Source organism: Pontibacter kalidii, assembly GCF_026278245.1.
GTDB classification, from domain to species: Bacteria; Bacteroidota; Bacteroidia; order Cytophagales; family Hymenobacteraceae; genus Pontibacter; species Pontibacter kalidii.
In genome coordinates this window covers 2408877-2434242 of the sequence record NZ_CP111079.1, presented here as the reverse complement: position 1 = coordinate 2434242, position 25366 = coordinate 2408877, and the positions used below count along the sequence as shown (strand labels likewise).

The 25366-nt window shown below is 51.2% G+C and carries 17 protein-coding genes and 1 tRNA gene; 13 read left to right on the top strand and 5 right to left on the bottom strand.

Annotation, left to right across the window (positions count from 1 at the left end; genetic code table 11):
* Position 1 precedes the first annotated feature (1 nt).
* Together OH144_RS10390 and OH144_RS10385 are read left to right on the top strand one after the other, a co-directional pair.
* A complete protein-coding gene (locus tag OH144_RS10390; RefSeq protein ID WP_266206233.1) occupies positions 2-442 on the top strand; it encodes a hypothetical protein in 441 nt (146 codons plus the stop codon).
* Positions 443-3319: a phage tail tape measure protein gene (locus tag OH144_RS10385; protein ID WP_266206232.1), complete on the top strand. Its 2877-nt coding sequence runs from the start codon at positions 443-445 to the stop codon at positions 3317-3319.
* 97 nt (positions 3320-3416) lie between these two features.
* On the opposite strand, the gene OH144_RS10380 is transcribed toward OH144_RS10385, so the two are convergent.
* Both OH144_RS10380 and OH144_RS10375 read right to left on the bottom strand, forming a co-directional pair.
* The gene (locus OH144_RS10380) at positions 3417-4691 is read right to left on the bottom strand and encodes a tyrosine-type recombinase/integrase (RefSeq protein WP_266206231.1); all 1275 of its coding nucleotides are present in this window, start codon (positions 4689-4691) and stop codon (positions 3417-3419) included.
* 83 nt (positions 4692-4774) lie between these two features.
* Positions 4775-4848: transfer RNA gene (locus tag OH144_RS10375), tRNA-Pro, on the bottom strand.
* A gap of 195 nt (positions 4849-5043) precedes the next feature.
* Between OH144_RS10375 and OH144_RS10370 the strand changes: the two genes are divergently transcribed.
* Positions 5044-5595, top strand: a complete 552-nt coding sequence (locus OH144_RS10370) for a DUF4136 domain-containing protein (RefSeq protein ID WP_266206230.1) — start codon at positions 5044-5046, stop codon at positions 5593-5595.
* 31 nt (positions 5596-5626) lie between these two features.
* Here the strand turns inward: OH144_RS10370 and OH144_RS10365 are convergent, their stop codons facing one another.
* On the bottom strand, positions 5627-6205 hold the full coding sequence (locus OH144_RS10365) for a serine acetyltransferase (RefSeq protein WP_266206229.1): 579 nt from the start codon (positions 6203-6205) through the stop codon (positions 5627-5629).
* 835 nt (positions 6206-7040) lie between these two features.
* On the opposite strand from OH144_RS10365, the gene OH144_RS10360 reads away from it, so the two are divergent.
* From OH144_RS10360 to OH144_RS10325, 8 genes are all read left to right on the top strand, one after another.
* A complete protein-coding gene (locus OH144_RS10360) occupies positions 7041-8744 on the top strand; it encodes a DUF4091 domain-containing protein (RefSeq protein ID WP_266206228.1) in 1704 nt (567 codons plus the stop codon).
* A gap of 90 nt (positions 8745-8834) precedes the next feature.
* Positions 8835-10040: a glycoside hydrolase family 27 protein gene (locus OH144_RS10355; protein ID WP_323134793.1), complete on the top strand. Its 1206-nt coding sequence runs from the start codon at positions 8835-8837 to the stop codon at positions 10038-10040.
* 89 nt (positions 10041-10129) lie between these two features.
* Entirely contained in the window at positions 10130-12727 is a 2598-nt protein-coding gene (locus OH144_RS10350) for a family 20 glycosylhydrolase (protein ID WP_266206227.1), read from the top strand.
* An 847-nt stretch (positions 12728-13574) separates the two neighbouring features.
* Positions 13575-14357, top strand: coding sequence for an acetoin reductase (locus OH144_RS10345; protein WP_266206226.1), 783 nt, complete (start codon positions 13575-13577; stop codon positions 14355-14357).
* Between the two features lie 293 nt (positions 14358-14650).
* Entirely contained in the window at positions 14651-15229 is a 579-nt protein-coding gene (locus OH144_RS10340) for a hypothetical protein (RefSeq protein ID WP_266206225.1), read from the top strand.
* An 826-nt stretch (positions 15230-16055) separates the two neighbouring features.
* Complete coding sequence (locus tag OH144_RS10335) at positions 16056-16817, top strand: SDR family NAD(P)-dependent oxidoreductase (protein ID WP_266206224.1); 762 nt, start codon at positions 16056-16058, stop codon at positions 16815-16817.
* 260 nt (positions 16818-17077) lie between these two features.
* Positions 17078-17326 carry an NADPH-dependent FMN reductase gene (locus OH144_RS10330; RefSeq protein ID WP_266206223.1) on the top strand — a complete coding sequence of 83 codons (249 nt, stop codon included), beginning with the start codon at positions 17078-17080 and terminating at the stop codon, positions 17324-17326.
* Between the two features lie 473 nt (positions 17327-17799).
* Entirely contained in the window at positions 17800-19044 is a 1245-nt protein-coding gene (locus tag OH144_RS10325) for a DcaP family trimeric outer membrane transporter (RefSeq protein ID WP_266206222.1), read from the top strand.
* Between the two features lie 288 nt (positions 19045-19332).
* Here the strand turns inward: OH144_RS10325 and OH144_RS10320 are convergent, their stop codons facing one another.
* Positions 19333-20691, bottom strand: coding sequence for a PQQ-dependent sugar dehydrogenase (locus OH144_RS10320; protein WP_266206221.1), 1359 nt, complete (start codon positions 20689-20691; stop codon positions 19333-19335).
* Between the two features lie 675 nt (positions 20692-21366).
* On the opposite strand from OH144_RS10320, the gene OH144_RS10315 reads away from it, so the two are divergent.
* Both OH144_RS10315 and OH144_RS10310 read left to right on the top strand, forming a co-directional pair.
* Positions 21367-22884, top strand: coding sequence for a sensor histidine kinase (locus tag OH144_RS10315; protein WP_266206220.1), 1518 nt, complete (start codon positions 21367-21369; stop codon positions 22882-22884).
* A gap of 44 nt (positions 22885-22928) precedes the next feature.
* Entirely contained in the window at positions 22929-23603 is a 675-nt protein-coding gene (locus tag OH144_RS10310) for a LytR/AlgR family response regulator transcription factor (protein ID WP_266206219.1), read from the top strand.
* 312 nt (positions 23604-23915) lie between these two features.
* Here OH144_RS10310 and OH144_RS10305 read toward each other — a convergent pair whose 3' ends face one another.
* Positions 23916-24848 carry a DUF389 domain-containing protein gene (locus OH144_RS10305; RefSeq protein ID WP_266206218.1) on the bottom strand — a complete coding sequence of 311 codons (933 nt, stop codon included), beginning with the start codon at positions 24846-24848 and terminating at the stop codon, positions 23916-23918.
* Between the last annotated feature and the right edge of the window lie 518 nt (positions 24849-25366).

Below are 25366 nucleotides of genomic sequence, written 5' to 3'. Positions count from 1 at the left end.
CATGGCTGAACCCAAAAGTAAAAGGCAGCTGGCTGAGGAGTGGTTGAAGTTCGCCGTGCTCAACTGGCAGACCAATATCAAAAAGCTGCGCATCAAAGACACCAACTACCTCTATGATTCCTTCAAAACGCAGGTAATCAGCCAGGCAGGCGATGACAAGATGAAAATCACCATCGCCTACGCCTGGTATGGCCAGATGGTGGATATGGGGGTTGGCAAGGGGACTCGGGTCGGAGAAGTGAAGGAGAGCACAGAGAGCAGGCGACTGATCGGTAAGGTGCGCGGCAATGCCAGACGACCTAAAAAGTGGTGGAGTAAGTCGAGGGACGCGATTGGCTACCAGACCTTTAAACTCAGCCTGCTCATGGCTGGCCTCAAGGCCAACGAGGCCACAGCAAAAATAAAAGATTCATTAGACCATCAATTTGTAATCCGTTTTTAAATGGCTGCAGACAAAGAAACAAGGGAAATAGAGATTATCCTGAATGGCCAAAAGGTAAATGCCTCCCTGAAGGAGATGAACGCTGCGGCTGCTCTCATGAACAATCAGCTCCGGAAAATGGGGTCTGATGATCCCGGAAGGGCCAAGCTGATCAAAGACCTGCAGACGCAGCGCGACCGCATCGCTGATACCAGGCAAGAATTATACGGTGTGGAGAAAGCATCCTTTGCCGCTAAGTTGGGACTGAACGGCATAACCAGCGCCTCAGGTTTGATGCGGGCCGGTTTTCAGGCGGCCGTCGCTGCCTTCCTGCCGCTCCTGGCTTTGCAGACGATCGTGGATCTGGGTCGGAGCTTTCTGGGCCTGGTCAACCACATCGACCAAGTAAAAGGTAGTCTGCAACAGCTGACCGGCGCACAGGGCGAGGCGCTCGACCAGATGTACGTGCGCGTGCAGGCCATCAGCAAGACTTTTGAGGAGGATCATAACGAAGTCATAAAATCGGCGAACGTGCTGATGAAGGAGTTCGGGCTTTCGAATAAGGAGGCCTTTGACCTGATCGAGAAAGGTTACCTGGCGGGTGCCAATTCAAGTGGCGAAATGCTGGAGCAGATCAAGGAGTACTCCACGCAGTTTGCCGCCTCCGGAGCTACAGCGGAGGAGTTCTTCGGCATCCTGGTGAAGGGCGAGAAAGCGGGCATCTTCTCTGACAAGGCGGCCGACACCGTGAAGGAATTCGGCCTCCGGATTCGGGAGCAGACCAAGGCAACCGGCGAGGCGCTGGACGCAGCCTTTGGGCAGGGCTTCACGGACAAGGTGTTTGAAGGCATCAACAATGGATCCATGACCACCATGGAAGCGCTGCGCCTAGTGAGCAAGGAAATGAACAACACCCAGATACCGGCAAATGAGCTGCAGACAGTGATCGCCGACGTGTTTGGGGGGCCGGGGGAGGATGCAGGGCTTGCCTTTCTGCAAAGCCTGCATGAAGTAAACGGCGGCCTGGAGGGTATGATTGACTCCACGAATACCCTGACCTCAGCGCAAGCCGACCAACTGGAGGCCGAGAAGCTGTTGGCAGAGGCGCAGGCCGAACTTGGGGCAAGCTTTAGTGGTACGGGAGCTACTTTGAACTGGCTGTGGACGATGATACAGACTGTCGGGCTAAAGTCATTGACTATTTTGATTGAGGCCGTCCGAAAGGTTCGTGATGAAATTGTAGGATTCGGCTTTATTTTCGCTGAGGTATGGCAAAGTGTATCCAATGGATGGAAGGCGCTGACCAGTGGCGATTTCAGCGGGGTAGCGGACGCCTTCAGGGGTTTAGGAGGTAGGATAGAGAAAGCCTTTGTCGATGGTCGCCTGCATTATCGCATGCAGGCGTTGGAAGACGAAAAAAAGCTGCAGCAGCAGGAGACGGACCAGCGGATAAAGGATGAAAAAGCAAAGCAGAAAGCGATTGACGAAGCCACCCGTGCTGAAAAGAAAAAAGCCGCTGATCAGGCAGCCAAGGAAGCCGAGCAGCAGCGCAAAAAAGAGGAAAGCGCCCTGAAAAAAGCGACGGAGGAGTACAAAAAGGCCAAAGTCACATCTGAGCAGGAAGTCACCAAACTCAAGATCGAGCTGATGGAGGAGGGAGTGGATAAGGTATTGGCTAAACTGCGCTACCAGCATGAACAGGAGAAGGCTGAGCTGGAGAAGCGCAAAGCAGACATTCTGGCCAACACTGCTGCGACAGAAGAGGAAAAGCAGGCGCTGATAGATCAGTACAATGAACAGCGGCGCATGAAAGAAGAAGCCTTGAAGCTGGCAGAAGAAGAGGCTAAAATTGCGGATAAGGAGAAAAAACAGGAAGAATACTTCACGCAGCTTGAAGAAGAAGAGGAATACCAGGCGCTTGCCATGGAGGAGCAGTTCCTTAGAACTTTTGACGCTGAAGCGGCCAGGGAACAAGCTCTTTTAGAGTTGCACAAACAGACGCTCGAGCAAAAGCTGGCCTATCTGCAGGAGAGCGGTTTGGGACAAACGGCTGAGGCGCTTCGCATCAATAATGAGTTGCTGAAGATTGAGCGTGACAAAACAGACAAGGCCAAGGCCATGGCTGAGGAGCGAACCAAGTTTGAGAGTCAGATGACAGATATGAGGCTTAACATGTTGACAGATGCGTTCGAAGGCGTAATGGACCTGATGGATAAAGAGTCAACTGCTTTTCAGGCATTGAAGCACCTGAGAAAGGTGCTGGCCATAGCAGAGATTGCCATTAACCTGCAAAAAGAACTGTCCCTAAATGCTGTAGCAGCCGCAGGTATGGGGCCTTTTGGAGCTGCTTACTTGCCGCTGAGCAATGCAAAGTCCCTTTTACGGGCCGGGCTTGCCACGGCTAAAGTAGTAGCCTTCGAAAAAGGAGGTATGACCAAGGGAGATAAAACCGTTCCGATGAGTCAGGTCGGAGGTGTATGGCAGATGGCCAGTGGTTTGACTGGAGGATCATCTATTGGAACTTTTGCCAAGGGTGGCTGGGTAAACGACGCGCAGCTGGGATTAATAGGGGAGGCTGGCCGGGAGCTGGTGATCCCAAACTGGATGGTCGAGTCTCCAAAGTATGCCAACTTGGTGGGATACCTGGAGGCCGAAAGGCAAAGGGGGGTGCGGGCTTTTGCCGATGGCGGTATGACGGCCGGAGGGGCACCGGCTTTACCTACGATCCAACAGGATGATCGGCTGGTTCAAAAGTTTGATGAGCTCCTCCAGAAAGTGGATACCCTGAATAGCAAAGTAGAGGCGTGGCCAACTCGACTTGAGGTGCACAACAATGTGGGTGACACCCGAGACAAACTGCAAGTCCTGAATGACCTCGAGCGCAGGGCCTTCGGATAAGCCAATCTTTTTAAATACCTTTGATTTGTCATCCGAAGCGGAAGCAGATACGGGCGATGGGGATTGCCCCTGCCAGGAATAGGATGAACGATTGGGTTTAACTCAGCGAGGGAGCGGGCACTTGGTGTTCGCTCTTTTCGTTTTCAGACTTCTCCGTGGCAAAGCTCGGGAACTTCATGATCACGTCCTCATTCCGGATCATACCCAGGTCACGCAGGTACTTGAGCGTCTGATCAAGCGAGGTGTGCCGGTTGTGCTTCTGTATCGCGATTGGATCCGCACCAGCCAGGTAAAGCATGATATTGCCCGTATGCTTGTAGCTATACAGGGTATAGGGTTTGTCTGTAAAGCCCAGCTCTGCCAGGTGCTTTTTGTGCTGGCGGTAAAAATAGTTGATACCGGCAGGTTCTGGACCAGGCTCACCCGAATTGGTAAACACATAGTAATCCGCAGGATACTCCCGTAGCTTATTATCCTGGATAAGTTTTTCAAGTCCTGGTGGTATACTGATGTGCTCCCCTCTGTCGCCTTTGGCATTTTCGGCCGGAATGAAGATCGTAGATTCGTGAATGTGCTTTACCTGCAAAAAACGTGTTTCGGAGCCAGGGCGGGTGAGTGTATAATAGACAAACTGGATGAAGAGAAGCAGGTTGTGCTCCTCGGCGGCTTTCAGTCTATCGTACATTTGCTGCAGCTGTGCATGGGAAAAAGGGGCGTGTTTTCCGGACTGGGTACGTTTCTTCTTCAGCTTCCGGATGACATTGCGTTTTTTCTTGATCAGCTCCTGGTTGACGTAGGCGTTGTAAACAGCGTTGAAGTAGGTATGGTAGTTATTGTAAGTCTTATTACCCACCCCAATAGTTTCCTCTCCGTTCCGGATCACTTTCTTTTCATTCTTCAGGTAATTGAAGAAGGCATTGGCCATCTCGAGGTTGAAATCTATTAAACGGATGTCGCCGATACCATTAGCGTCCAGCCAGGGATAAAGGGCTGACTGAAGTGTGCCGTACCACTTGATGGTTTGCTTGGAGAGGGTGTTCTTGTTGTTTTCCTTATGGAGCTCAATCGCCTCTTTCAAGGTGAAGCGGTTCATGTCAATCTTGGACTTGAACTGATCTTCGGGCAGGTTTCGCTTGATGCAGTAACCCGACTTGAGCATTTTGTTGATGTTATCCACTAGGATCTCTCCCTGGGAGCGACGCAGCTCCGGGGTGGGGTAGGCATTTACATCATAGATCCTTTTTCGCTCCAGGCCACCGTTGCCATAGTTCAGGTTTTCGTTCCAGACATAGAAGATTACATACCATCTGGCAGACTTGCTTTCTACCAAGCGAGCCTCCTTAAAGGGGTACTTCATGTCTGCTTTTTTCATCCCAACTGCCTTAATTACTGACGCAAGGAAATTATTTTTCATGAAAAAGGCCTTTTACACGCTGTAAAAGGCCTTTTTACTAGTCGGAGTGGCGGGATTCGAACCCACGACCTCCAGCACCCCATGCTGGCGCGATACCAGGCTACGCTACACCCCGATTCAGAATGCCAAATTAAAGCGGCGGCGTTACATATGCAAAAGTTTGGCCTCTTAAATATTGCTGTCTACGTGAGTTAATCATCTAAACCCCATGCCCTGCTTGTAGCAAGTATACGTTGCCGGCTGAAGCCCAATGGTGGCAAACGCTATTAATTGGCTGGCGTATAGCCTGTACAAGTATAAAGTATATAGAATGCAGATGATGATAAAACCATACTTGCTCTTAAGTATGCTGTGCCTGCTTGTGGCGGCATGCTCGCCGGTTAGGGTGCTGGATGTAGAAGCCGATGAAGGATTCCGTCTCTCCAACTATAAAACCTTTGATTTTTATGAGGTGGAGACCAGCGGTGTAGAACTGGAGCCTTACGCGCCGCACTTCGACCAGGTAAAGCAGGAGGTAACCCAGCAGTTGGAACGGCGGGGACTTAGCCGCAGCAGCACTCAGCCAGACCTGAAGATTAACCTGGGTGTGGTAGTGGCCGAAAAAGTACAGACCCGCGAGACCAATATCCTCACTGATCCGCCTTTCTACATGGGGCAGCGCCGTTATACCTGGAAGAGCGAGGAGATAGAGGTGCGCCGTTACCAGCAAGGCACCCTGTCGCAGCACCTGGTGGATAACGCTCGCAATGAGCTGGTGTGGCAGGGTGCGGCAGAAGGAGTGGTTCCGGACGATAACTCGGCCAAACTGCAAAAGCAAATCCGCGAGGGCTTACACAAACTCATCCAACAGATTCCGCAGTAAACACGAAAGGCAGCCGAAGCTGCCTTTCGTGTTATGCGTTTAGAGAACTCATCTCCTTGATTGGCTCCTTTATACTTTGTGGTGGCCCTTCGGGAGTAGCGCCTGACGTATCCGGTACTATTGTTTTGATGACACGGGCCGGGTTTCCCACTACAATGGAGTTGTCCGGGATATCCTTTACCACAACGGAGCCGGCCCCGATTTTAACGTTATTACCCACCCGCACCTCACCAATGATGCATACATTGGAGCCGATCTCCACATTATCACCAATGATGGGGGAGCCAGAGTAAGAGCCATCTGCCTTCCGGACGTTGCCCAGGGTGGTACAGTGCCTGATAAAGCAGTTTTTGCCGATAATGGAGCAACCGTTCACCACCAGCGCCTGCCCGTGGCCTATCACCATTCCGGGCCCAACGGTGGTCCAGTGGGGGAGTTCAATACATAAGATCCACTCCACAAAAACCTTGTAAAATGCGAGGTAAGGGAGCCAGATGATTCTGAATAACGTGTTAATAGAGGCAGGGCGGGCAAGGCGGAAGAGCACCATCACGAGCCTGCCTTTAAGGTTGCCCTTGTTGGCGGCCCAATCCTGAAAAATATAAGACATGCTACACTAAGATTAACTGTGAGTACAAATTTACGGTTTAGCGGGTGTCGGCGTTGCGCAAGTATAAACAAAGGCAGGACTGGTGCTGAAAAAATAGTGCAAGAACTACGGGATTACCACCCGGAGGTGCCGGTTGCGCTAACTGCACCGGGTAAAGGCTTGCAATGCGCTTGAACCCACTTCGGAATGTCTTCACACCGGTATACCACGGCACGTGTCTGCAGTAAATTTCAATCAAATGTCTCTAGTCCCAGATTGGATTTTCAGGAAAGTATGGAGGGATACTGAGCAAATTCAGAGATCACAAAAACTAGGCGCTGCAGTACGCGGAGGGTCACACAGGGGGCTAATTTCTATACTTGGCTTTCGGGTGGAAATATGTTTTACACTTTGCGTTTACGAAGACATTTCCTATCTTTCCCCTACCTTAAAGGCACAACCTGTGAGTGCTAGGTGAGGCGGGGCAACGTAAGTGTCCCTGATGGGGTGGTTTTTTGAAAGCAATTCTCATCTCATCCGTAGTACTGTGGGTAAGTATGGGGTGTAAGTCTTTTACAAATGAGAAGCACGGACGGGCGGTATCTAAAGCTGGGTTGTATCTTACTGGGAATTCACTTTTTCTATACTTGCGTTTACGTTAACGCAAATTTTTTCCTATTGTGGCGCCAGAGCCTGCCGTCGCCACAATAGGAACTGGGCTGCCGCCCAGGCTTCTTTAATATCAGCTCATACTCCCGGAACAGCGTGAGTAACATTGGAGAGGGTAGCCTCTGTGGCTACTAGGCGTAAAAGTAGAAAGTATACTGAGCAGCCTTTAACCTGTAACATATTTCGGATGAGAATATTTTTATTCGCATTAGCTCTGCTGAGCCTGGTGCTTACTACACTGCCCCTCAGCGCGCAGCAACAGGAGAAAGCTGGATGGGCCAACCTGAAAAAGCCCGTGAACGTGAGCTTTGCCAACAGCGACACACGCTTTGCGCAGGACCAGGTGCCGCAGGTGCCCCTGCAGGACAAGTGGGAAGCCGAGGCCTGGAAAGGTGAGAAGATACACACGCAACTGCTGGTGTGGGCGAGCCGGGAGGTGCCGCAGCTTCGTGTCAGCGTTTCTGAACTTAAGGGCAAAAAGGGAAACCGCATCCCGGGCGACAACATCACGGCCGGCTTTGTGCGCTACGTGATCACCGATGAGTTCGGGCAGGGCTGCGGGTATCGTAAGCCAACTGATTTTGACTCCTCGCTAGTGGCAGACCTTATTGACAACGCCACCGTGACGGCGCTTGCATCTCATACGGTGCAGCCCATCTGGCTTAGCATTGCCGTGCCGCATGGCACGCCTGCTGGTGCGTATAAAGGCACCGTTACCGTACATGCCGGAAAGCCTTACAAGTTGCGGATAGCTATAAATGTGCAGGAACGCGAACTGCCTGCCCCCGATCAGTGGGCCTTCGACCTGGACCTGTGGCAGCACCCCGCCGCCATTGCCCGTGTGCATGGCGTGCCGCTATGGAGCTCGGAACATTACGCCCGCATGAGGCCTTACTATAACATGCTGGCCGCCGCCGGGCAAAAAAATATTACCGCCAGCATCATCGACGAGCCCTGGAACCACCAAACCTACGACGATTTTCCGAGCCTGATCAAATGGACCCGGAAAAAAGACGGTACCTGGTCTTATGACTATAGCCTTTTTGACGAGTATGTGTCGTTTGTCATGTCCTGCGGGATTACGGAACGCATTAATTGCTACACGATGGTGCCCTGGAAGATGTCCTTCACCTACTTTGACGAGGGAGCCGGCAAGGACACCGTGTTTACAGGTAAGGCAGGCACTCCGGCTTATAATGCCTTCTGGGGAGCTTTTCTCCGTGATTTCGCCCGGCATCTGAAGGAGAAAGGCTGGTTCGCTATTACCTCCATCGCGATGGATGAGCGGCCGCTGGCTGACATGCAGGCCGTGATCAGCCTCCTGAAAGAGACAGATCCGGACTGGAAGATCGCCCTAGCCGGCATCTATCACCCGGAGATAGAGCAGGATATTTTTGACTACAGCATTGCCTCTAAATGGAAGTTCGGGGAGCAGGTGCTGCAGCGGCGCAAGGCTGATGGCATGCCCAGCACGTTTTATACCAGCTGCGAGGAGGCCCGCCCGAACGGCTTCACTTTTTCGCCCCCGGCAGAGCATACCTGGATAGGCTGGTACGCGGCGGCGCAGGGTTTTACAGGCTACCTGCGCTGGGCCTACAACAGCTGGGTAGAAAACCCTGCTCAGGACAGCAGGTTCAGGACCTGGCCAGCTGGCGATACTTACCAGGTATACCCTGGGCCACTCACGTCCATTCGCTTTGAGAAACTGGTGGAGGGGATTCAGGATTTCGAAAAAATACGCCTGCTGCGCGAAGAGTTTACACGCACCGGAAACCAGATCGGGTTAGAGAAGTTGGACACCATACTTGAAGCCTTCGAACTGGGGGAGTTAGACAGCACCTCAGCGGCAACGATGGTCAGCAGCGCCAAGGCATCTCTTTATCAACTATAAGAAGTATAGGCAGCTGTAGAACACAGCGATACTTTAAATCACAAGCCAAACAAAATCTTATTTCGAGTTTAACTGAGTGAAATTACCCTTATGAGAAAGTTGCTCCTACTTTTAGTTTTAAGCCTTTATGTGTGCACTGCTTCGGGCCAGCAGAAGACGTTAGCCCCCACGCCCCCTATGGGTTGGATGACCTGGAATTTTTTTGCAGATAATATCAATGAAAAGGATATCCGAGAGATGGCAGACGCGATGGTGGCCTCCGGTATGGTGGAGGCCGGTTATGACTACATCTTTATCGATGACGGCTGGCAGGGCGGCCGCGACAACCGCAACAACATCATCGCCGACCCAAAGAAGTTTCCCTCTGGCATCAAGGCCCTGGCCGACTACGTGCACAGCAAGGGCATTAAGCTGGGAATTTACTCTGATGCCGCACAACTGACCTGCGCGGGCTATACGGCCAGCCTTGGCTTTGAGGAGCAGGATGCCAAGACGTTTGCCTCCTGGGACATCGACTACCTCAAGTACGACTACTGCCATGCTCCAAAAGACTCGGCCACGGCCGTGGCCCGCTACACCAAAATGAGCGATGCCTTGCGCAAGAGCGGTCGCGATATTGTGTTCGGCATCTGCGAGTGGGGGCAGCGCAAGCCCTGGCACTGGGCCGCCGAGGCCGGCGGACACCTGTGGCGCACCACCTACGACGTGCGCGACAAATGGAAAAACCTTAGCAAGGACGAGAACGCCGAGGGCATTCTGGACATCCTGGATATCAATGCCGAACTGCATGCCTATGCCGGTCCAGGCCGCTGGAACGACGCGGACATGCTGGTGGTAGGATTGTATGGCAAGCCAGGTCCCTCAGGTGACATGGGCGGGGTTGGCATGAACGACACCGAGTACCAGAGCCAGATGAGCCTGTGGAGTGTGATGGCCTCCCCGCTAATTGCCACCAACGACGTGCGCAACATGAACGAGGCTACCAAGCGCATCCTCCTCAACAAAGAAGTGATTGCCGTAAACCAGGACCCGTTGGGCAAACAAGCTGAGCGGAAGGTTAAAAATGATACCTGGAACGTGTTCGTGAAGCCGCTTGAGAACGGCGATGTGGCCGTAGCTATCCTTAACAGGGATGGAAAGTCAAAAAATTATAGTATAAAATGGGCTGATCTTGGCCTGGATGGAAAGTATGAAGTAAGGGATTTGTGGGAGCACAAAACCGTGGGCAAAGGCAAAAACTGGAAGGGGCGCGTGCAGTCCCATGAGACGAAGCTTTTCCGTCTGAAAAAGATCTAGAAAAACCAAATAATCCCGTTGCTCCAAGGCGTCAAATGGATAGTCTTGGCAGCATCAGTTCACCAAACATCATTTCGTTCCTGATGCTTATGAAAAAGTTCGTTCTCCTGCTCCTTCTTCTGTTCCTGGGTAACGCCTCTTGGGCGCAGGTGAAGCCGGTAAAGCTGGCCGATAGCCTTTTTTCTACCTATTATCACCAGCGGGCAACGCTTTTCCGCAACCTGCCTCATACGCAGGGAGACATCATCTTCCTGGGCAACAGCATCAGCGACGGGGGCGAGTGGAGTGAGTTGTTTGCCGACAGCAGACTGAAGAATCGGGGGATCAGCGGCGATGTCTCCGCAGGGGTAATGCACCGCCTCGACGAAGTGGCGGAGCGGAAGCCGGCCAAGGTGTTTCTTTTGATCGGCACCAACGACCTGGCACAAGGTATAGCACCCGACAGCCTGCTGAAGAATTTGTTCTGGATAGCAGATTATCTGAAAGAGAAAACTCCGGCCACGCAGGTATACATGCAAAGTATCCTGCCGGTGAACAACCGGTTCGGAAAGTTTGGTGGCCATACCCGTAACGGGGAGGCTATCAAACAAGTGAACGCGCAGCTCCAGGCAAAGGCCGCCGCCCATGCCTATACTTACCTCGACCTGCACACTCCTTTCTCTGATGAAGCCGGAAAGCTCGACGCAAAGTATACCAACGATGGGCTGCACCTGAACGGGGATGGCTACATGTTCTGGAAGCACCAGGTTTACGACGAGGTGTTTGACCTGGAGCAGAAGCCGGCTATTCTGCCGGCACCCCAGCAACTGCAGTGGACGCAGGGCGCTTTTCCGCTTTACCGGGTCCGCAGCATTGTGGTGCAGGACGCGGCATTGCGTGTGGAGGCCGAGCGCCTTAAACGTATGCTTGCCGAGCGCGGGCTGGCGGTGCAGGTGAAGCAAAAGGCTGCCGCTGGTGAGCCGCATATCACGTTGGCGCTTGCTAAAACCGAGGCGCCAAGCCAGGTGGAAGAAGCCTATGCCTTAGAAGTAACGCAGGAGAAGGTGCAGCTGCAGGCGAACACGGCCCACGGCATCTTCAATGGGATTCAGACCCTTAGCCAACTAATGCGCGACGGCACCTATATACCAGGCAATAAGATACTGGACTGGCCTGCCTTTGGCTGGCGCGGCTTTATGGTGGACGTGGGGCGCAATTTCCAGACGATGGAGATGCTCAAAGAGCAGATCGATGTGATGGCGCGCTACAAGCTCAACATTTTCCACTTTCACCTGACCGAAGACATTGCTTGGCGCCTGGAAGTGCCCCGTTATCCGCAGCTAACCGCTGCCGAGCACATGACGCGCAATAAAGGCGCCTACTATACCGTGGCTGAGATGCAGGAACTCATCCAATACTGCAAAGACCGGCATATCACCCTGGTGCCGGAGATCGATATGCCGGGGCACAGTGCCGCCTTCACCCGGGCTATGGGCGTGGACATGCAGAGCGAAGAAGGGCTTGCATACCTGAAAAACATACTCAGCGATTTCAGCGATACCTATGATGTACCCTACGTGCACATTGGAGGCGATGAAGTGGAGATCACCAACCCGGATTTTCTGCCGCAGGTGACAGCCTGGCTGCATGAGCGGGGCAAAAAAACGATTGGCTGGGATCCGGGTGGCAACCTGGATAAGGCGACTATCCGCCAGCTGTGGATGCAGGAAGGGGCCACGAATCCCAATCTTACGTATATCGAGTCCCGCCATCTCTACCTCAACCACATGGATCCGCTGGAGGCTGTGACGACCATTTTCAGCCGGCAGCTAGGGGATCGTGTGGCGGGCGACAACACCGTGCTGGGTGCCACCCTTTGCGTGTGGAACGACCGCAACGTACTGCAACAGGAGGATGTGCTGCGCCTCAACCCGGTTTATCCGGGCATACTGGCCTTTGCCGAGCGCAGCTGGAAAGGGGGCGGCCACCCCGGCTGGATTGCCAACGTTCCTGTAAACCAGCCAGAGCGCGTGCAGGAGTTCCGGGAGTTTGAGGGCAGGCTAACAGATCACCAGACATCTTATTTCTCCGGTATGCCTTTCCCTTATGCGGCGCAGGCGGATATCACCTGGCAACTCTTCGGCCCCTATAAGAACAAAGGGGATTTGTCTGCCTCCTTTGCCCCCGAAAAAAAGAGCTTCAAAGGCAAAAAGCCTGAGGCCCATGCGGTAGGGGGCACCGTGGTGCTGCGACATTTCTGGGACCCTCTCGTAAAGGGCGTGCTGGAGAAGCCGGCGGAAAACACCACCTGGTACGCCACCACCCGGTTCTGGAGCGAAACAGATACGATCGGGCATTTTTGGATTGGCTTTCAGGACCTGTCACGCTCCTACAACTCCGACTCCCCGGCCAATGGCACTTGGGATGACAGGGGCAGTGCCCTCTTCCTGAACGGTAAACTTGTTTCGCCACCGAAGTGGAAACGCGCTGGCCAGAAGGGAAATGCCGAAATACCGCTTCTCGATGAGGGCTACTCGTACCGGGAGCCGGTGGCATTGCCGGTAAAGAAGGGCTGGAACACAGTCCTGGTGAAGCTGCCGGTAGGTAGCTTTAAGGGAAAGGACTGGCAGAACCCCGTAAAGTGGATGTTCACCTTCGTCCCACTAAATCTAAAAGGCCAAGAGCCAGCCACTAACGTGGTGCAGTAAGCGTAGTTCTTGCAAGGTGCTTAAGAGCTCCTTTTGCAAAACGGCAGTAAAGGGGCTGCGCATACAGGACAATCAATAAGGATTTGGACCGGATAAGCCACGAACTGCTTCCGCAGGGACCAGTTCGTGGCTTATTATAAGCAGTTCTGCTATTAACACCACTCCAGCACAGAAGATGCATCAAATAGGGTAAGACAATTTCATACTTTCTCCAAGCTTGGGGCAGGTTCATCCTTAGTGTGCTGACTTTCTAAGGGTAAATACAGTTTTTCGCCAGAGAAACTGCCAGGTTGCTCATATATACCGTAGAGAAGGTGTAACATACGTACGCTTTTGGCAGATCGGCAAACTTTTATGATCCTGCTGCACTAATTGTGTCTTCATATAGCTAATTCTTTTCATGCTTAAAGCTAAATGACAACTATACGATCTGCAGTAAGAAGTAAGGGCACGACCCGAAAGGGTAGTAGTGCCCTTACGATCAAGCTACACTGCTGTTAAAACACCTGTCATTTTGTTAAGAAGCTAGGTAGAAGGCAGGTTGAGCTGCTACTACTGGCAACCAAGATCCCTTAGGAGAGCAAAAAACGTAGAACGTGAAGGCCCTACTGAAAGGGTAGCGAAACAACCAGGCTGTATAATTTTATTGCAGACCATCGTCAGTGGTATAACCTCTTAGATTCTCACCATGGGGGCCGGAACGGTCAATTAATACCCTACTCAGTATTAGATCCTCTTTAACTTCAATTTAATAGTGGTACACTGTTTTTTACAACGTTCCAATTATAAGAACGTTATTTACAGGGTGTTACAGGTGGAGTTTGTCCATCAATATTAAGCTGCAGTTATGAAGAATCTGGAAAATAAGGTAGCGCTGGTTACAGGTGCGGGGCAGGGCATAGGCCGCGCTATCGCTTTAAGGTTGGCAAAAGAAGGTGCCAAAGTTGCGATTGTAGATCTCCATGAAGAGAAGATGCAAGCTGTTGCTGACGAGATAAAGGCGGCAGGCGGCGAGGCTGTCATCTATAAAGCCGATGTGTCTGACCGTGATAATGTATTTGCTGCTGTTGATTATACCGAGAGGGAGCTGGGCGATTTTAACATCATCGTAAATAATGCGGGTATCGCGAACATACAGGGCATATTGGATCTTACACCAGAAGAGGTGGATAACATCATGAAGGTAAATGTGCAGGGTGTATTGTGGGGCATTCAGGCCGCCGCAAAAAAATTTAAGCAGCGCGGGCAAAAGGGCAAGATCATAAACGCCTCCTCCATTGCCGGCCATGAAGGCTTTGCCCTGTTAGGCATATATTCGGCAACTAAGTTTGCTGTGCGTGCCCTTACACAGGCAGCGGCTAAAGAGCTTGCCAGTGATGGCATCACCGTCAATGCCTATTGCCCTGGTGTTGTCGGGACGGATATGTGGGTGGAGATAGACAGGCGAATGGCTGAGATCACGGGGGCACCCATCGGGGAAACGTATAAGAAATATGTGGAAGGCATCGCTCTGGGCCGGGCAGAAACGCCGGAGGATGTGGCCGCTTTCGTCTCTTTTCTGGCAGGCCCGGATTCAGATTACATGACAGGGCAGGCGCCTCTGATTGATGGTGGCCTTGTGTATAGGTAAATCTTCTCCGTTCGGGTTGCTGCCTGAAGCCTGCATCGAGGGGGGCGGCCTTACGTCACGATAACGGAGTTCTTATCTATGAATTTGACGGCGAACTTTTGGAAATAGCTTAACACGAGTGCTAAAGTTTTAAGTCTAATTCGACCTAAAATGACTCATTTCCCTCTCGCTTGTCCCGTCTTGCCTGCCCTTGCTATCTGCTCTCTTTGCCCTATTCAAAATCTGGCTCCACATCCTCTCCCACTGCTTAAGTCTTGAATTTTTAATGTGGTCTTCAACCTGATTATGGAAAAATGAATATACTTCGAACATTATGGAAATTTGGGCTGGTTGCTTCTGTTACCTTTCTCGCTACATTGCCGGCCGCTGCCCAAACCCACGCAGGCACCAGTCAAACTGAAAACCAGCATCCTGCCGAGACACATGAGTTCCGGCATTGGCGTGTAGGCGTCATGATGTACCATACCTACATCGGAACAAGCACATCAGAGGGCAGGAACACGCTCATTGTGCCCTCGCTGGGGCTTGATTTTGAATACTGGTTCAGCGAAGCGTGGGGCATCGGCTCGCACAACGACATTGAACTGATCAGCTTTGAAGTGGAGCGCGAAAACGAAAATTTCGTGGAACGCGAAACCCCTGTGCTACTCACCTTAGATGCCCTTTGGAAGCCCTGGAAGGGGCTGGTCGTGATAGCTGGACCAGGTATAGAGTTTGAGCCGGAAGAGAACCTGTTCGTGTTTCGGGTGGGATTGGAGTATGAGATTGAGTTTGGCTCGCACTGGGATATTGCCCCCACCATTTTCTACGACAGCCGCGCTGATGCCTACGATACCATCTCGATGGGCCTCGGTGTGGGCAAACGATTCTGAAACATCACCCTTGCAACAAAGGCTGGAGGTCAGGCAGATGCCGTATAGTTTAAAGGGGCTGTACTTGTTGAGGGCAGGAGCTGGCCCATTCACTTTAACGATCACTCATTATGATGCTTGACCGGAGCGGATATTAGGAACAGGTGCTGGCAACCATAGCGGAAATCGGAAGGTCGAACCGCGAAATCATGAAAGGGTACCGTACATTGAGCAATGCCATAATCCAGACTAATTTGCTGGGAGGCAAAGCTAGGGAGTTGATTGCGCTTGCGGTTGCCGCTACCCGGTAGTGCGAAGGTTGTATCATCGTTCATACCGATGCGGTAATCAAGCAGGGCGGCTACACACGAGGAAATTGTAGAGGCGTTGTGCGTCGCTGTCGCCTTGAATGCCGGTGCCGCGCTAATTTACTCGGCCAGGGTGCTGAATGCCTTTGCTGCAAAATCTCCTGAGGAGGGGAAAGCTTGGGGTTCTCGTCCCATTGTTTTGGCCCGTTCAAGTGGCGCCGGTACTTAAAGCGTTTATTCTGCGCTAGGTTGAGCAGGGCGGCAGTGCTGAACCCGTTACCCCTGTGGCCATCCTTCCAAAGGAGCAAAACAGGCTGCCATTTCCCAAGTGCTCGATTCTAAAGCCGCCAGACAGGTTGGTAGGCGCCTCCTGTTGCCAACTGATCAGGAGCCATTTATTATACTTTATTGCACGTCATTGAAAAAGGGGGCTCGTATACATTAAAGTATAATAAATGGCTCCTGATGCGAGGTGCAATAAGCCGGATATAAGCTGCAGGGGATAATTTCTTCATGAATCACATGCTAAGTTAAAAGCTATGAATAAACTAGAAAATAAAGTTGCCGTCATTACGGGTGGTGCCGGCAGTATCGGGACAACCACAGCCAGGCTGTTTTTAGAGGAAGGGGCCAGGGTCATGCTGGTCGACCTGAACGAGGACGCGCTGAAAAAGGCTGTCGAAGAACTGGGCAGCGATAATGTGCAGTATAGTGTTGCTGATGTTTCCAGATCGGAAGACGTGCAGCGCTATGTGGATGCTACTGTCAAGGCATATGGCAAGATCGATGTGTTCTTCAACAACGCCGGCATTGAAGGAGTGGTAAAGCCGATTGTCGAGTACCCTGAAGAGATGTTTGACAAGGTAATCGCGGTCAATGTGAAAGGCGCCTGGCTTGGCGTGAAGTATGTATTACCGCAAATGAATGATGGGGGCAGTATCATCAATACCTCATCCGTGGCGGGGATCAACGGCAGCCCCAATGTAAGTGCCTACATCACCAGTAAGCATGCCGTCGTAGGCATTATGCGGGCTGTGGCAGTAGAGGCTGCGCCCCGAAAGATACGGGTGAACTCGGTGCACCCCTCACCGGTTGATAACCGAATGATGCGCTCCCTGGAGGAGGGTTTTGCGCCGGGCCAGGGCGAAGCAGCCAAAAAAGAACTGGAAAAAACAATTCCGCTCGGCAGGTATGCGGCCCCTGATGAGATTGCACAACTGGTCTTGTTTCTGGCCAGTGATGAGAGCCGTTTTATAACCGGTACAACCCAGGTAATAGATGGCGGGCTAAGCGTTCAGTAAAAGTTATTTGTGGTTCTCTTCGCAACTGAACGCCTGTTTGCGACAGGTGAATAATTTATACTTGATGGACATACCGCCTCACACTAAACGGAGATAAGATGGCCGAAAAGCAATTAGGCTACCTTGTTTTTTCAGCATCGCTACGGGATGACTCGCTCAATACGCGACTGTCACAGTTAGCAACACACGTAATCGAAGAAAAGGGAGGGAGGTAGATTTCGCAGAGATGAGCGAGGTTGACGTTCCTTCTTTCAACCAGGATGAGGAAACAGATAACGGATACCCAGCAGGGGCAGAGGAGTTCTGCAGGAGGCTTCTGGCAAACGGATGCATTTATCGTTACATCGCCGGAGTACAATGGCTCCATATCAGGGTTTCTGAAGAATGCGATCGATTGGGTATCCAGGTTCCGGCCGCAGCCTTTCAGTGAGCGCCATGCCTTGCTTCTGTCAGCCTCTCCCTCCATGGGGGCGGAAACAAAGGCCTGTGGTCCTTTCGAGTGCCTTTAGAGCATCTTGGCGCGAGGGTTATCTTAATATGTTTTCGTTAGCCACAGCACACGAGGCATTTACGACAGATGGCACTATTGCGGATGCAGCGCTAGCCAAAAGGTTTGAGGATAATCTGGTTGCTTTCATGAATCTGGTCGAAGCTGCCAAACATTATCCGCGTATCAAAAAAGCACGGGTATAATTTTAGGGCAGTTCCCCGACCCTGTGACCGAACGGGTAGAAGAAAGGAACTGCACCTTCCACTATTCGTCACATCAACCTAACATTTCCAGAGGCTGCATTTTTCATGGGGGAGCCACAGCCCGGACGCTTGATGGGATGTCAGTGAGCTGCCGGGCAGGCGCCGCTGTCAAAGGGTTTAATAGCAGGGCCTGTCCAGCCGGTATACAGGTGTTTGGTTTTAAGCAGCCTCCAAACGGATAGCGGTCCATATGCATGTATGGAGGAGGGTGAATTATTATCCTGAACAAATGAGTTATTTCAGTTTTTCGTTAAGCTTGAAATTTCGACAGGCCTTGTCCCTGCTACTCTTCCTGTTAGTTGTAGGTCAGGCAAATGCCCAGGAACAGGAACAGGAACAGGAAAATGGCCTGGAAGTATACGGTTTTATAAAGATAGACATAGGCTATAATTTCGACCAGCTTGATCCTAATTGGTTTGAGACAATGCGCGTTACCAAACTCCCCAAGTATGAAAATCAATTCGGGCCGAATGGAAATATATTTTTCAGCGTGCGTGAAACACAAGTGGGGATAAATACTAGGGTGCAGACTCCTTTGGGCCAGCTCAAAAGCAAATTTGAGTTCGATCTTTTTGGCTCAGGCCCGGACGAAGGGCAGACCACCTTTCACTTCCGGAAAGCCTATGCAGAACTGGGGAGGTTGTTGATCGGACAAACCGAAAGCACTTTCACAGATACCGACGTAAGCCCCAAGATCCTGGATTACGGGGCGCCTTCGAGCCGGCCATGGCTGCGCAACATCCAGTTGCGTTACACAAACGACAGCGAGCAGCAGAGATGGGCGATCGCTTTGGAACAGCCTGACGTGACTTCTGACGAGGGCGTCTACGCCGACCGGATCGAGCTCCAAAATGTAAAGCCGGAGTTCAAGGTGCCGGATCTTACAGCCGAATACCGTAAAATGATCCAGAATGGGTATGTCGAACTAGCCGGTGTATTAAAATGGATCAGATGGGAGAATACCGGCAATGCCTCTATAGATCTGAGTGGAGAAGAAGTTGGATGGGGATTTAATATCAGCTCCATCAAGCAACTGAACCGCCAGACCCTTTTCAAAGGGCAATTTGTCGTTGGCAAGGGCATTCAGAACCATTTAACCGATGCCGCTGCTAACATTGGCATTGAAAACAATTTCGACAATCCCTCCACTCCTATCTTAGGTGTTGCATTACCGGTGGTAGGCGGGTTCGCCTTCCTGGAGCATAAGTGGACCCCTACGTGGAGCAGCACGCTGGGCTATTCCAGGGTGCGTATTTACAACTCGGATGCGCAGGCTGCCCATGCCTTCAAAAATAGCCATTACGCCATTCTCAATTTACTGTACCAGCCTTTTTCAGCACTCTTGGCGGGCACTGAACTGCAATGGGGGAAAAGGAATAACTTCAGCGATGGCTTTGACTCATCTGCCGTTAAAATACATTTTTCGCTTAAATACTCTTTTTCCCATACCGTTTCTAAGAACGGAAATAAGTAAACCGCAGTCAGCTGTAATAATTCTAAACGAGACAAAGCTGTTAGCCTGGCTTGAGGATATCCTGGGCAAAGGCAGGACAAAGCCCGAGGCAGCATACAAAGTATACCCACAACGTTTACGATTGGTCATGGCTTGGGTAACTTTTTGCATCTTTATCAGGGAAGCAAGGTTCTTAGTTACAAGAGCGGCTGTTGTTTGGGCTAGGTAGGGCGGTTAAAAGTTTAGCAGTGGGTAGAAAGTATAAAAGACGGGAGTAACCCGCCTTTTATACTTAACCTTTGTGTTACGCTAATCAATTCTGTATACTTTTCCCGTATTACCCTGCGGGCCTAGCTCATCCCGTGTCAACACATACAACTCACCGGCATTGTCCTCGCCGAAGCCCAGTAAATAATGGCCCAGTTCCTTATTAGGTGAGTTGGCGATGGTGAGTTTTCGGTAATTCCAGTTATTTCTGCTGGTCAAGGTATTCGCCGCATAAATTGCCCCGCTTGGCACACTAGCATCTTTGGCAAATACACCAAAGATGTAGGATCCGGCCAAACCCCAAGCATTGTCCAGGCCCCGGTACACATAGCCTCCGACCCCCACAATGCCCAAGCCATTTGGCAAGTTCTCACTGTTCCCGAATTCAATCACCGGGTCAATCAAAGGGTTACCGGCACTGTCCACATCAGGGCAGTCGGGTAGCGGGTTCAGCGGATCCGCTGCGTTAAAGCAATGTCGTCCTTCCTTCACGTTCCAACCGTAGTTGCCCCCTTTGGTTACCACATCAACCTCTTCGTAGAGTTCCTGGCCAGCATCGGCAGCGATAAGCATTCCGGTCAGCCTGTCGAAGGAGAAGCGGTAGGGGTTGCGGAAGCCATAGGCGTAAATCTCATCGAGGCCTTCCTTATCTCCTGCAAACGGATTGTCTGCCGGAATACCATAAGGATCGCCGCCATTTACATCTATCCGCAGAATGTTGCCCAACAGGTTCTCTTTAACATCCTGGCCGTTACCACCTTTGTTTACCTCGTACCAGTCCTCCACGTGGCCCATGGCCGTGTCGTTGGCGCCGCCACCATCGCCAATGGAGATGTAGAGGTAGTTGTCCGGACCAAACTTTAGTGTGCCGGCATTGTGGTTCGACTGAGGCTGATCCACTGCCAGAACAATTCTTTCGGAGGATTCATCCGCCCGGGCTGGGTTACCATAGGAAGCCTGATATTCGGCTATATAGCTGGTGTGATTCCAGCCTTCCGGTGCCTCGGGTCTTAGCGGACCGCTGTAGTAGACATAGAACTTGCCGTTGCTGGTATAGTCCGGGTGGAAGGCCAATCCCAGTAAACCGCGCTCATCATAATTGGGATTAAGGGGAACGATCTTGTCTTGTAGGTCCAGGAAGGGCTGGTCTACCACTCTGCCATCTTCAATGATACGGATAACACCGATCTGGTCTACGACAAAAAGCCGCTGGTTATCCCCAGGTGCCTGGGTCAGGTAAACCGGCGAGGTGAAGCCTTCCCCTATCAGATCCAGATTAATAGTGTCTTCATTGCCTGGAAGAGGTATCCCTTCGTCGTCATCGCGGCAGGAAAAGGTAAAAACGCTAAGGAAAACCGTTAGCATGGTGACGAAAATCTTCACTGTTTGCTGTGTTTTCATAGTTTAAGAGTTAGATGTTCTACATATAATGATAAGGTTTTTGATTATTATAAACGTGCTGGTATGATAAAGGCTAACTCAGAAAAGCTTTCCTGGCATGTATCGTTATATTGCTGATTATTAATAGGTTATGATAAAAAGTATATTATACTTTGGCAGATTCTGCATTCTTTAGAAATATCACTAAAAAGTGCAATGCGGGGTTTAAGAGCTAAATAGGACAGATTTTAGTGGATGGCCAAATTAAAATAGGCAGCGAAACAGAAACTGCCTGTCTCAGGTGCATCTCAGGCGCAAAAGCTGGGGGCAAACAAGCGATCAAGCGGGGCTAGTGCAGATCTTTATGTTGCGTACTGAATACGAAATGCTGCTAGTATGCGGTGCACCTGGGCGAGCTGTGAGATGCACCGTGTGCTTTCTGGAAAGGCAGCGGTTAATAATATCATTTGCAGGTAAACCTGCTATTCCAGGTATAGATCCACCCGGTTCGTTGCTTGACACAAGCATGGATTCCAATGGCAAGGCTGTAAAGATTGGCAGCATGCCGGCTGTGGCGCGAAGTATACATTGCCGCTAATATCTGGCGGCAGGTAAAACATTCCTGGTTCGTCACAAACTTCAGGGCTTTCATCACTTTTAATACTTTTCATCCACCTATTCCATTATCATTGATCTATGAATGATGCTGCAATAAAAAATATCATGGCCGAGCCTATCCAACGGAATAAGGTAGAGTTCTGGGCCGCTACCACCATTTACGTGTTTGCGCTGTTCTCGCTTTCTATAGACTATAGCCCGAACGAGTTCTATTTCAAGAACGCTAACGTAGTGTTCCGGTATTACGAGCACTTCTTCTGGCCACAGTTGCTGCGCTTCACCATTATCTACCTGGCTTTCCTGCTGCTCAACTTTAAGGTGGTGCCCAGGCTGATCGGCAAGGAAGCCATATGGTTGAATGTTGTGCTTATACTTGCAGCATTTGTAGCTGTAGGAACCGTTGCAGGCATTGCGGATACTTACTACAAAGGCTATCTGCTTGCCCGGTTCGATACCGTGCAGGAAATGTGGAATTATACTTTCCAGGGCAGTTTCCAAAATACCCTGCGGCTGTTGCTCGTGTTCGGTTTTTACACGTTCATTAAATATTTCGGCCTGTACCTGCTATCGAACGCTGTTGCCATACAATCAAAGTATCGGATGGTGACACAGGATGCAATCACAGCTTTCATGGTGTGGCTGGTGAGTGTGTTTATATTGCTTGTGTTCGATTTAGGCGAAGAAATAACAGCAGTCTGGACAATCGTGTCGCTGAGTGCCATACTTCTATACTTTTTCTCTTTTCACTCACTCATACCTAGATCGCTTGCAACTAAACGTCCTCTACTGTCATATGAGTTAAGGGTGCTGTTGGTGCTTGTGCTTGCCTACTTACCTGCAGCTCTACTTTTGCTGCCGATGCTGCACGACGAAGATGCTGCCTTTGGGATTAGTTTTTTCAATGCCTTATTTCAACTGGTTGTTACAGCGCCTGTAACCTGGGTGTTGTACCAGCGCCAGCTAAAGGGGAAAGAAGAAGTGTTTGTGCTACAAAAAGAGCTGGGGCACTCCGCAGCGAACCTGGATTTCCTAAGGTCGCAGATAAACCCGCACTTTTTGTTCAACGCCCTTAACACGCTTTACGGCACCGCCCTGCAGGAGAAGAGCGAGCGCACGGCCCAAGGTATCCAGATGCTAGGCGACATGATGCGTTTCATGCTGCACGAAAACCACCAGCAAAAAATACTATTGGCGCGGGAGATAGAGTACATGCGTAACTACATCGACTTGCAACTGTTGCGCACTTCTGCTTCGCCTGAGATCGTTATTGAGACCAATATAGAGGAGGTGTTGGACCAAAAGTATGTTGCTCCCATGCTGCTGATTCCTTTCGTGGAAAATGCCTTCAAGCACGGCATCAGCCTGAAGCAGAAATCGTGGATCAGGGTAAGCCTGCATTGTGAACAGAACAAGCTATACTTCGACGTATATAACAGCACCCACAAAAAGGCGGAGAACGACCCGGAGAAGAACAAGTCTGGGGTTGGGCTGAAGAATGTTAAGCAGCGACTGGAGCTATTGTACCCGGGAAAGTATGAGCTGATCATCCGTGAGACGCCGGAGGAATACTTTGTGCATCTGACGCTCGAACTATAAGCAGGATCTAGGTATATTTCAGGAGAAAAAGTAATAAAGCAGGTATGAGAGCAATAGCAATAGACGATGAACCCATGGCGCTGGAGGTAGTGCGGTCGCATGCCGGCAAGGTGCCCTTTCTGGAGCTGGTTGCCTGCTTTACCGATGCCTTTAAGGCAATAGAGTACCTGCAGAACGAACCCGTTGACCTGCTCTTTCTGGACATTAAAATGCCTGATATCTCGGGCCTGGAGTTTGTGACCAGCCTGCAGAAAAAGCCCATGGTGGTTTTTACCACTGCTTATTCTGAGCACGCCGTTACCAGCTTTGAGCTCGATGCCATCGATTACCTGCTCAAGCCTTTCTCATTGCCCCGGTTCATAAAGGCCTGCAACAAAGCGCAGGAGCTGCTGCAACTGCGCGGCACATCGGCACCTGCCAAAGATTACCTTTTCCTGAAGACAGGCTATGAGCAGGTAAAAGTATACTATGATGAGATTTTATACGTAGAGGCCTCCGGCAACTACGTGACCTTTGTGCTGGAAGGTAAAAAGCTGCTTACCCGCATGACCACCAGCGAAGCCACCGACTTACTGCCAGCTGACAGATTCATTCGCGTGCACCGCTCCTACGTAATTGCCAAAGACAAGATAGAGAAGATCGAGCGCCACCAGGTAACCATCCAGGGCAACGAGGTGCCGGTAGGGGCCTCGTACATGCAGCAACTACAGGTGGTTTGATTGCCTAGAGTTCAAAGCAGTGAACAGAGAAGAACAAATTATAGGAAAAGCCGCTTCAAAATGTTTGAATTGGGTTTTAGCTGTAGTAGTCCGCAAGTTATAGATTTCGAATCAGCTGCTTGATAAACTGAATTTTGTGGGCCTGGAATGGGGATACGGCTGCTTTTTGACACCGCCTTTCTTTATCTAAGTTCCGCTCAACACTCTGGCCGCAGAATGTACATGGGCCTGCCAAACTCCTCCGTCACGCATCTACAGCCATGCCACCTACAAGAAGCAGTAGTGCCAGGCGGCACCAGGCACTACTGCTTCTCAACTCTGCATGTTACGTTTGTGCAGAGAGGACTTCTTCCATAGAAACACGATGGCTGAGAACACAGCCACTAACGTGACATCTAAGAGCCAGCGAAGAGCGGCTTGCTCGGCAATGTTCCACTCCCCTGCAGCCAGTGCCATACCCATAAGGGCGGCGCTGGGAATAAGCGCCAGAGCTATCATCACTCCGGCCGTCAGCACAGACTTATGGGCGGCAATTACCAAAGCCCCGGCAAGTCCGGCTGCGGCAGAGACGAGGGCTGAGGACACAGAGATGCTGGTCCAGTAGGAGAGGAGTGCCCCCTCCGCCAGGTAAGAAGCCTTGCCGTCCAAAGTCTCCTGCCCCAAAGCCTGTAGCACAAAAGTTGTTAAAGCAGCCGCTGCTATGAGCACAGCGTAGCCCTTTAAGGTATCCGTCACGCCACGCCTCCAGGCAATGTTACTGGTGATGAGCCCGAGAGGGATGCGCACGATCGGCTCAAAGGCTGGCGCGACGACCATGGCCCCAACCACCAGGTGTAAGGCATTCGTGCTGATGCCCACCACGGCGATGATGCCTGACAGGACCATGGTCATTAGTCCGTTGGTGGTCATGTTGCTTTCCCTGCTGATCATAGACTGCATCTCCTCCCAGGTCGCCTCGCTCGTGTCGTTGGTGATTTCCAGGGAGGAAGGCTGCGAGACGATACTCAGCGGCTGGCTGGTGGTGAGGGATACCTCCGGATTCTGTAGCATCTTCTTCCTGTCCAGGAGCTGCATAAGGCTGTGGAGGGAGTGGTCTGTCACCTCCAGCGATATCACGTCACCTGGAGGGGTGAGCGAGACGCCTCGCTGTAGGCGCAGTGAAATGACCTCTTTGATGCCCCTAATTTCATCCAGTACGTTGTCTGTCTGCGCGGAGGGGAGCGTTATTTCTACTTTTCTGGGCATGGTCTCTGCTGTATTTCTGTACAAGTTTGATTAGACGCAGCCGCGTCGGCAGGGTTACGGGAGGAGTATATGGCTAGTACTTACCTGCTTTCTTCCGGCTGCTCGTTACAAGGAGTTGTACAAGTTGTTACGGCTGCAGTTGTCCCAATTCCAGGCAAGTACCTCGTGCATCTTCGGTGCGTAGGCGTTAAAGAGCCAGCATTAGCTTTAAGTACTGTTGTCTGTCAGGTAGTAAGTATGATGATTAGTCAACAGCTTTGATTTCGGGGGACGAGTTTCAAGCCATTGGCGCAGTCAAATGTTGGAGCTTGATGCATTTTAGGGCTCTTCCTCTAGGATGTGGTGTCACTGGATCTGTAGCCAGGGCGCCGCAAAAAGGCTTGAGAAACGCAGGCAGAAAGGAAGAGCCATAACCCCGGAAGAACCGTTTGCTTTTAAAGGCTCTTATTCGCAGCGGAAAACTGCCTCTTTCCTTCCGGCGGGTCAATATAGTATTAGTACATGCAAATATTTCAGAT

What these genes read in the sequence shown, in the direction of transcription:
- OH144_RS10390 (WP_266206233.1), top strand. Translation starts at nt 2, where the DNA reads ATGGCTGAACCCAAAAGTAAAAGGCAGCTGGCTGAGGAGTGGTTGAAG.
- OH144_RS10335 (WP_266206224.1), top strand. Translation starts at nt 16,056, where the DNA reads ATGAATAAACTAGAAAATAAAGTTGCCGTCATTACGGGTGGTGCCGGC.
- OH144_RS10380 (WP_266206231.1), bottom strand. Translation starts at nt 4,691, where the DNA reads ATGAAAAAAGCAGACATGAAGTACCCCTTTAAGGAGGCTCGCTTGGTA.
- OH144_RS10355 (WP_323134793.1), top strand. Translation starts at nt 8,835, where the DNA reads ATGAGAAAGTTGCTCCTACTTTTAGTTTTAAGCCTTTATGTGTGCACT.
- OH144_RS10360 (WP_266206228.1), top strand. Translation starts at nt 7,041, where the DNA reads ATGAGAATATTTTTATTCGCATTAGCTCTGCTGAGCCTGGTGCTTACT.
- OH144_RS10385 (WP_266206232.1), top strand. Translation starts at nt 443, where the DNA reads ATGGCTGCAGACAAAGAAACAAGGGAAATAGAGATTATCCTGAATGGC.
- OH144_RS10370 (WP_266206230.1), top strand. Translation starts at nt 5,044, where the DNA reads ATGCAGATGATGATAAAACCATACTTGCTCTTAAGTATGCTGTGCCTG.
- OH144_RS10330 (WP_266206223.1), top strand. Translation starts at nt 17,078, where the DNA reads ATGAGGAAACAGATAACGGATACCCAGCAGGGGCAGAGGAGTTCTGCA.
- OH144_RS10310 (WP_266206219.1), top strand. Translation starts at nt 22,929, where the DNA reads ATGAGAGCAATAGCAATAGACGATGAACCCATGGCGCTGGAGGTAGTG.
- OH144_RS10365 (WP_266206229.1), bottom strand. Translation starts at nt 6,205, where the DNA reads ATGTCTTATATTTTTCAGGATTGGGCCGCCAACAAGGGCAACCTTAAA.
- OH144_RS10345 (WP_266206226.1), top strand. Translation starts at nt 13,575, where the DNA reads ATGAAGAATCTGGAAAATAAGGTAGCGCTGGTTACAGGTGCGGGGCAG.
- OH144_RS10320 (WP_266206221.1), bottom strand. Translation starts at nt 20,691, where the DNA reads ATGAAAACACAGCAAACAGTGAAGATTTTCGTCACCATGCTAACGGTT.
- OH144_RS10305 (WP_266206218.1), bottom strand. Translation starts at nt 24,848, where the DNA reads ATGCCCAGAAAAGTAGAAATAACGCTCCCCTCCGCGCAGACAGACAAC.
- OH144_RS10340 (WP_266206225.1), top strand. Translation starts at nt 14,651, where the DNA reads ATGAATATACTTCGAACATTATGGAAATTTGGGCTGGTTGCTTCTGTT.
- OH144_RS10315 (WP_266206220.1), top strand. Translation starts at nt 21,367, where the DNA reads ATGAATGATGCTGCAATAAAAAATATCATGGCCGAGCCTATCCAACGG.
- OH144_RS10350 (WP_266206227.1), top strand. Translation starts at nt 10,130, where the DNA reads ATGAAAAAGTTCGTTCTCCTGCTCCTTCTTCTGTTCCTGGGTAACGCC.
- OH144_RS10325 (WP_266206222.1), top strand. Translation starts at nt 17,800, where the DNA reads ATGAGTTATTTCAGTTTTTCGTTAAGCTTGAAATTTCGACAGGCCTTG.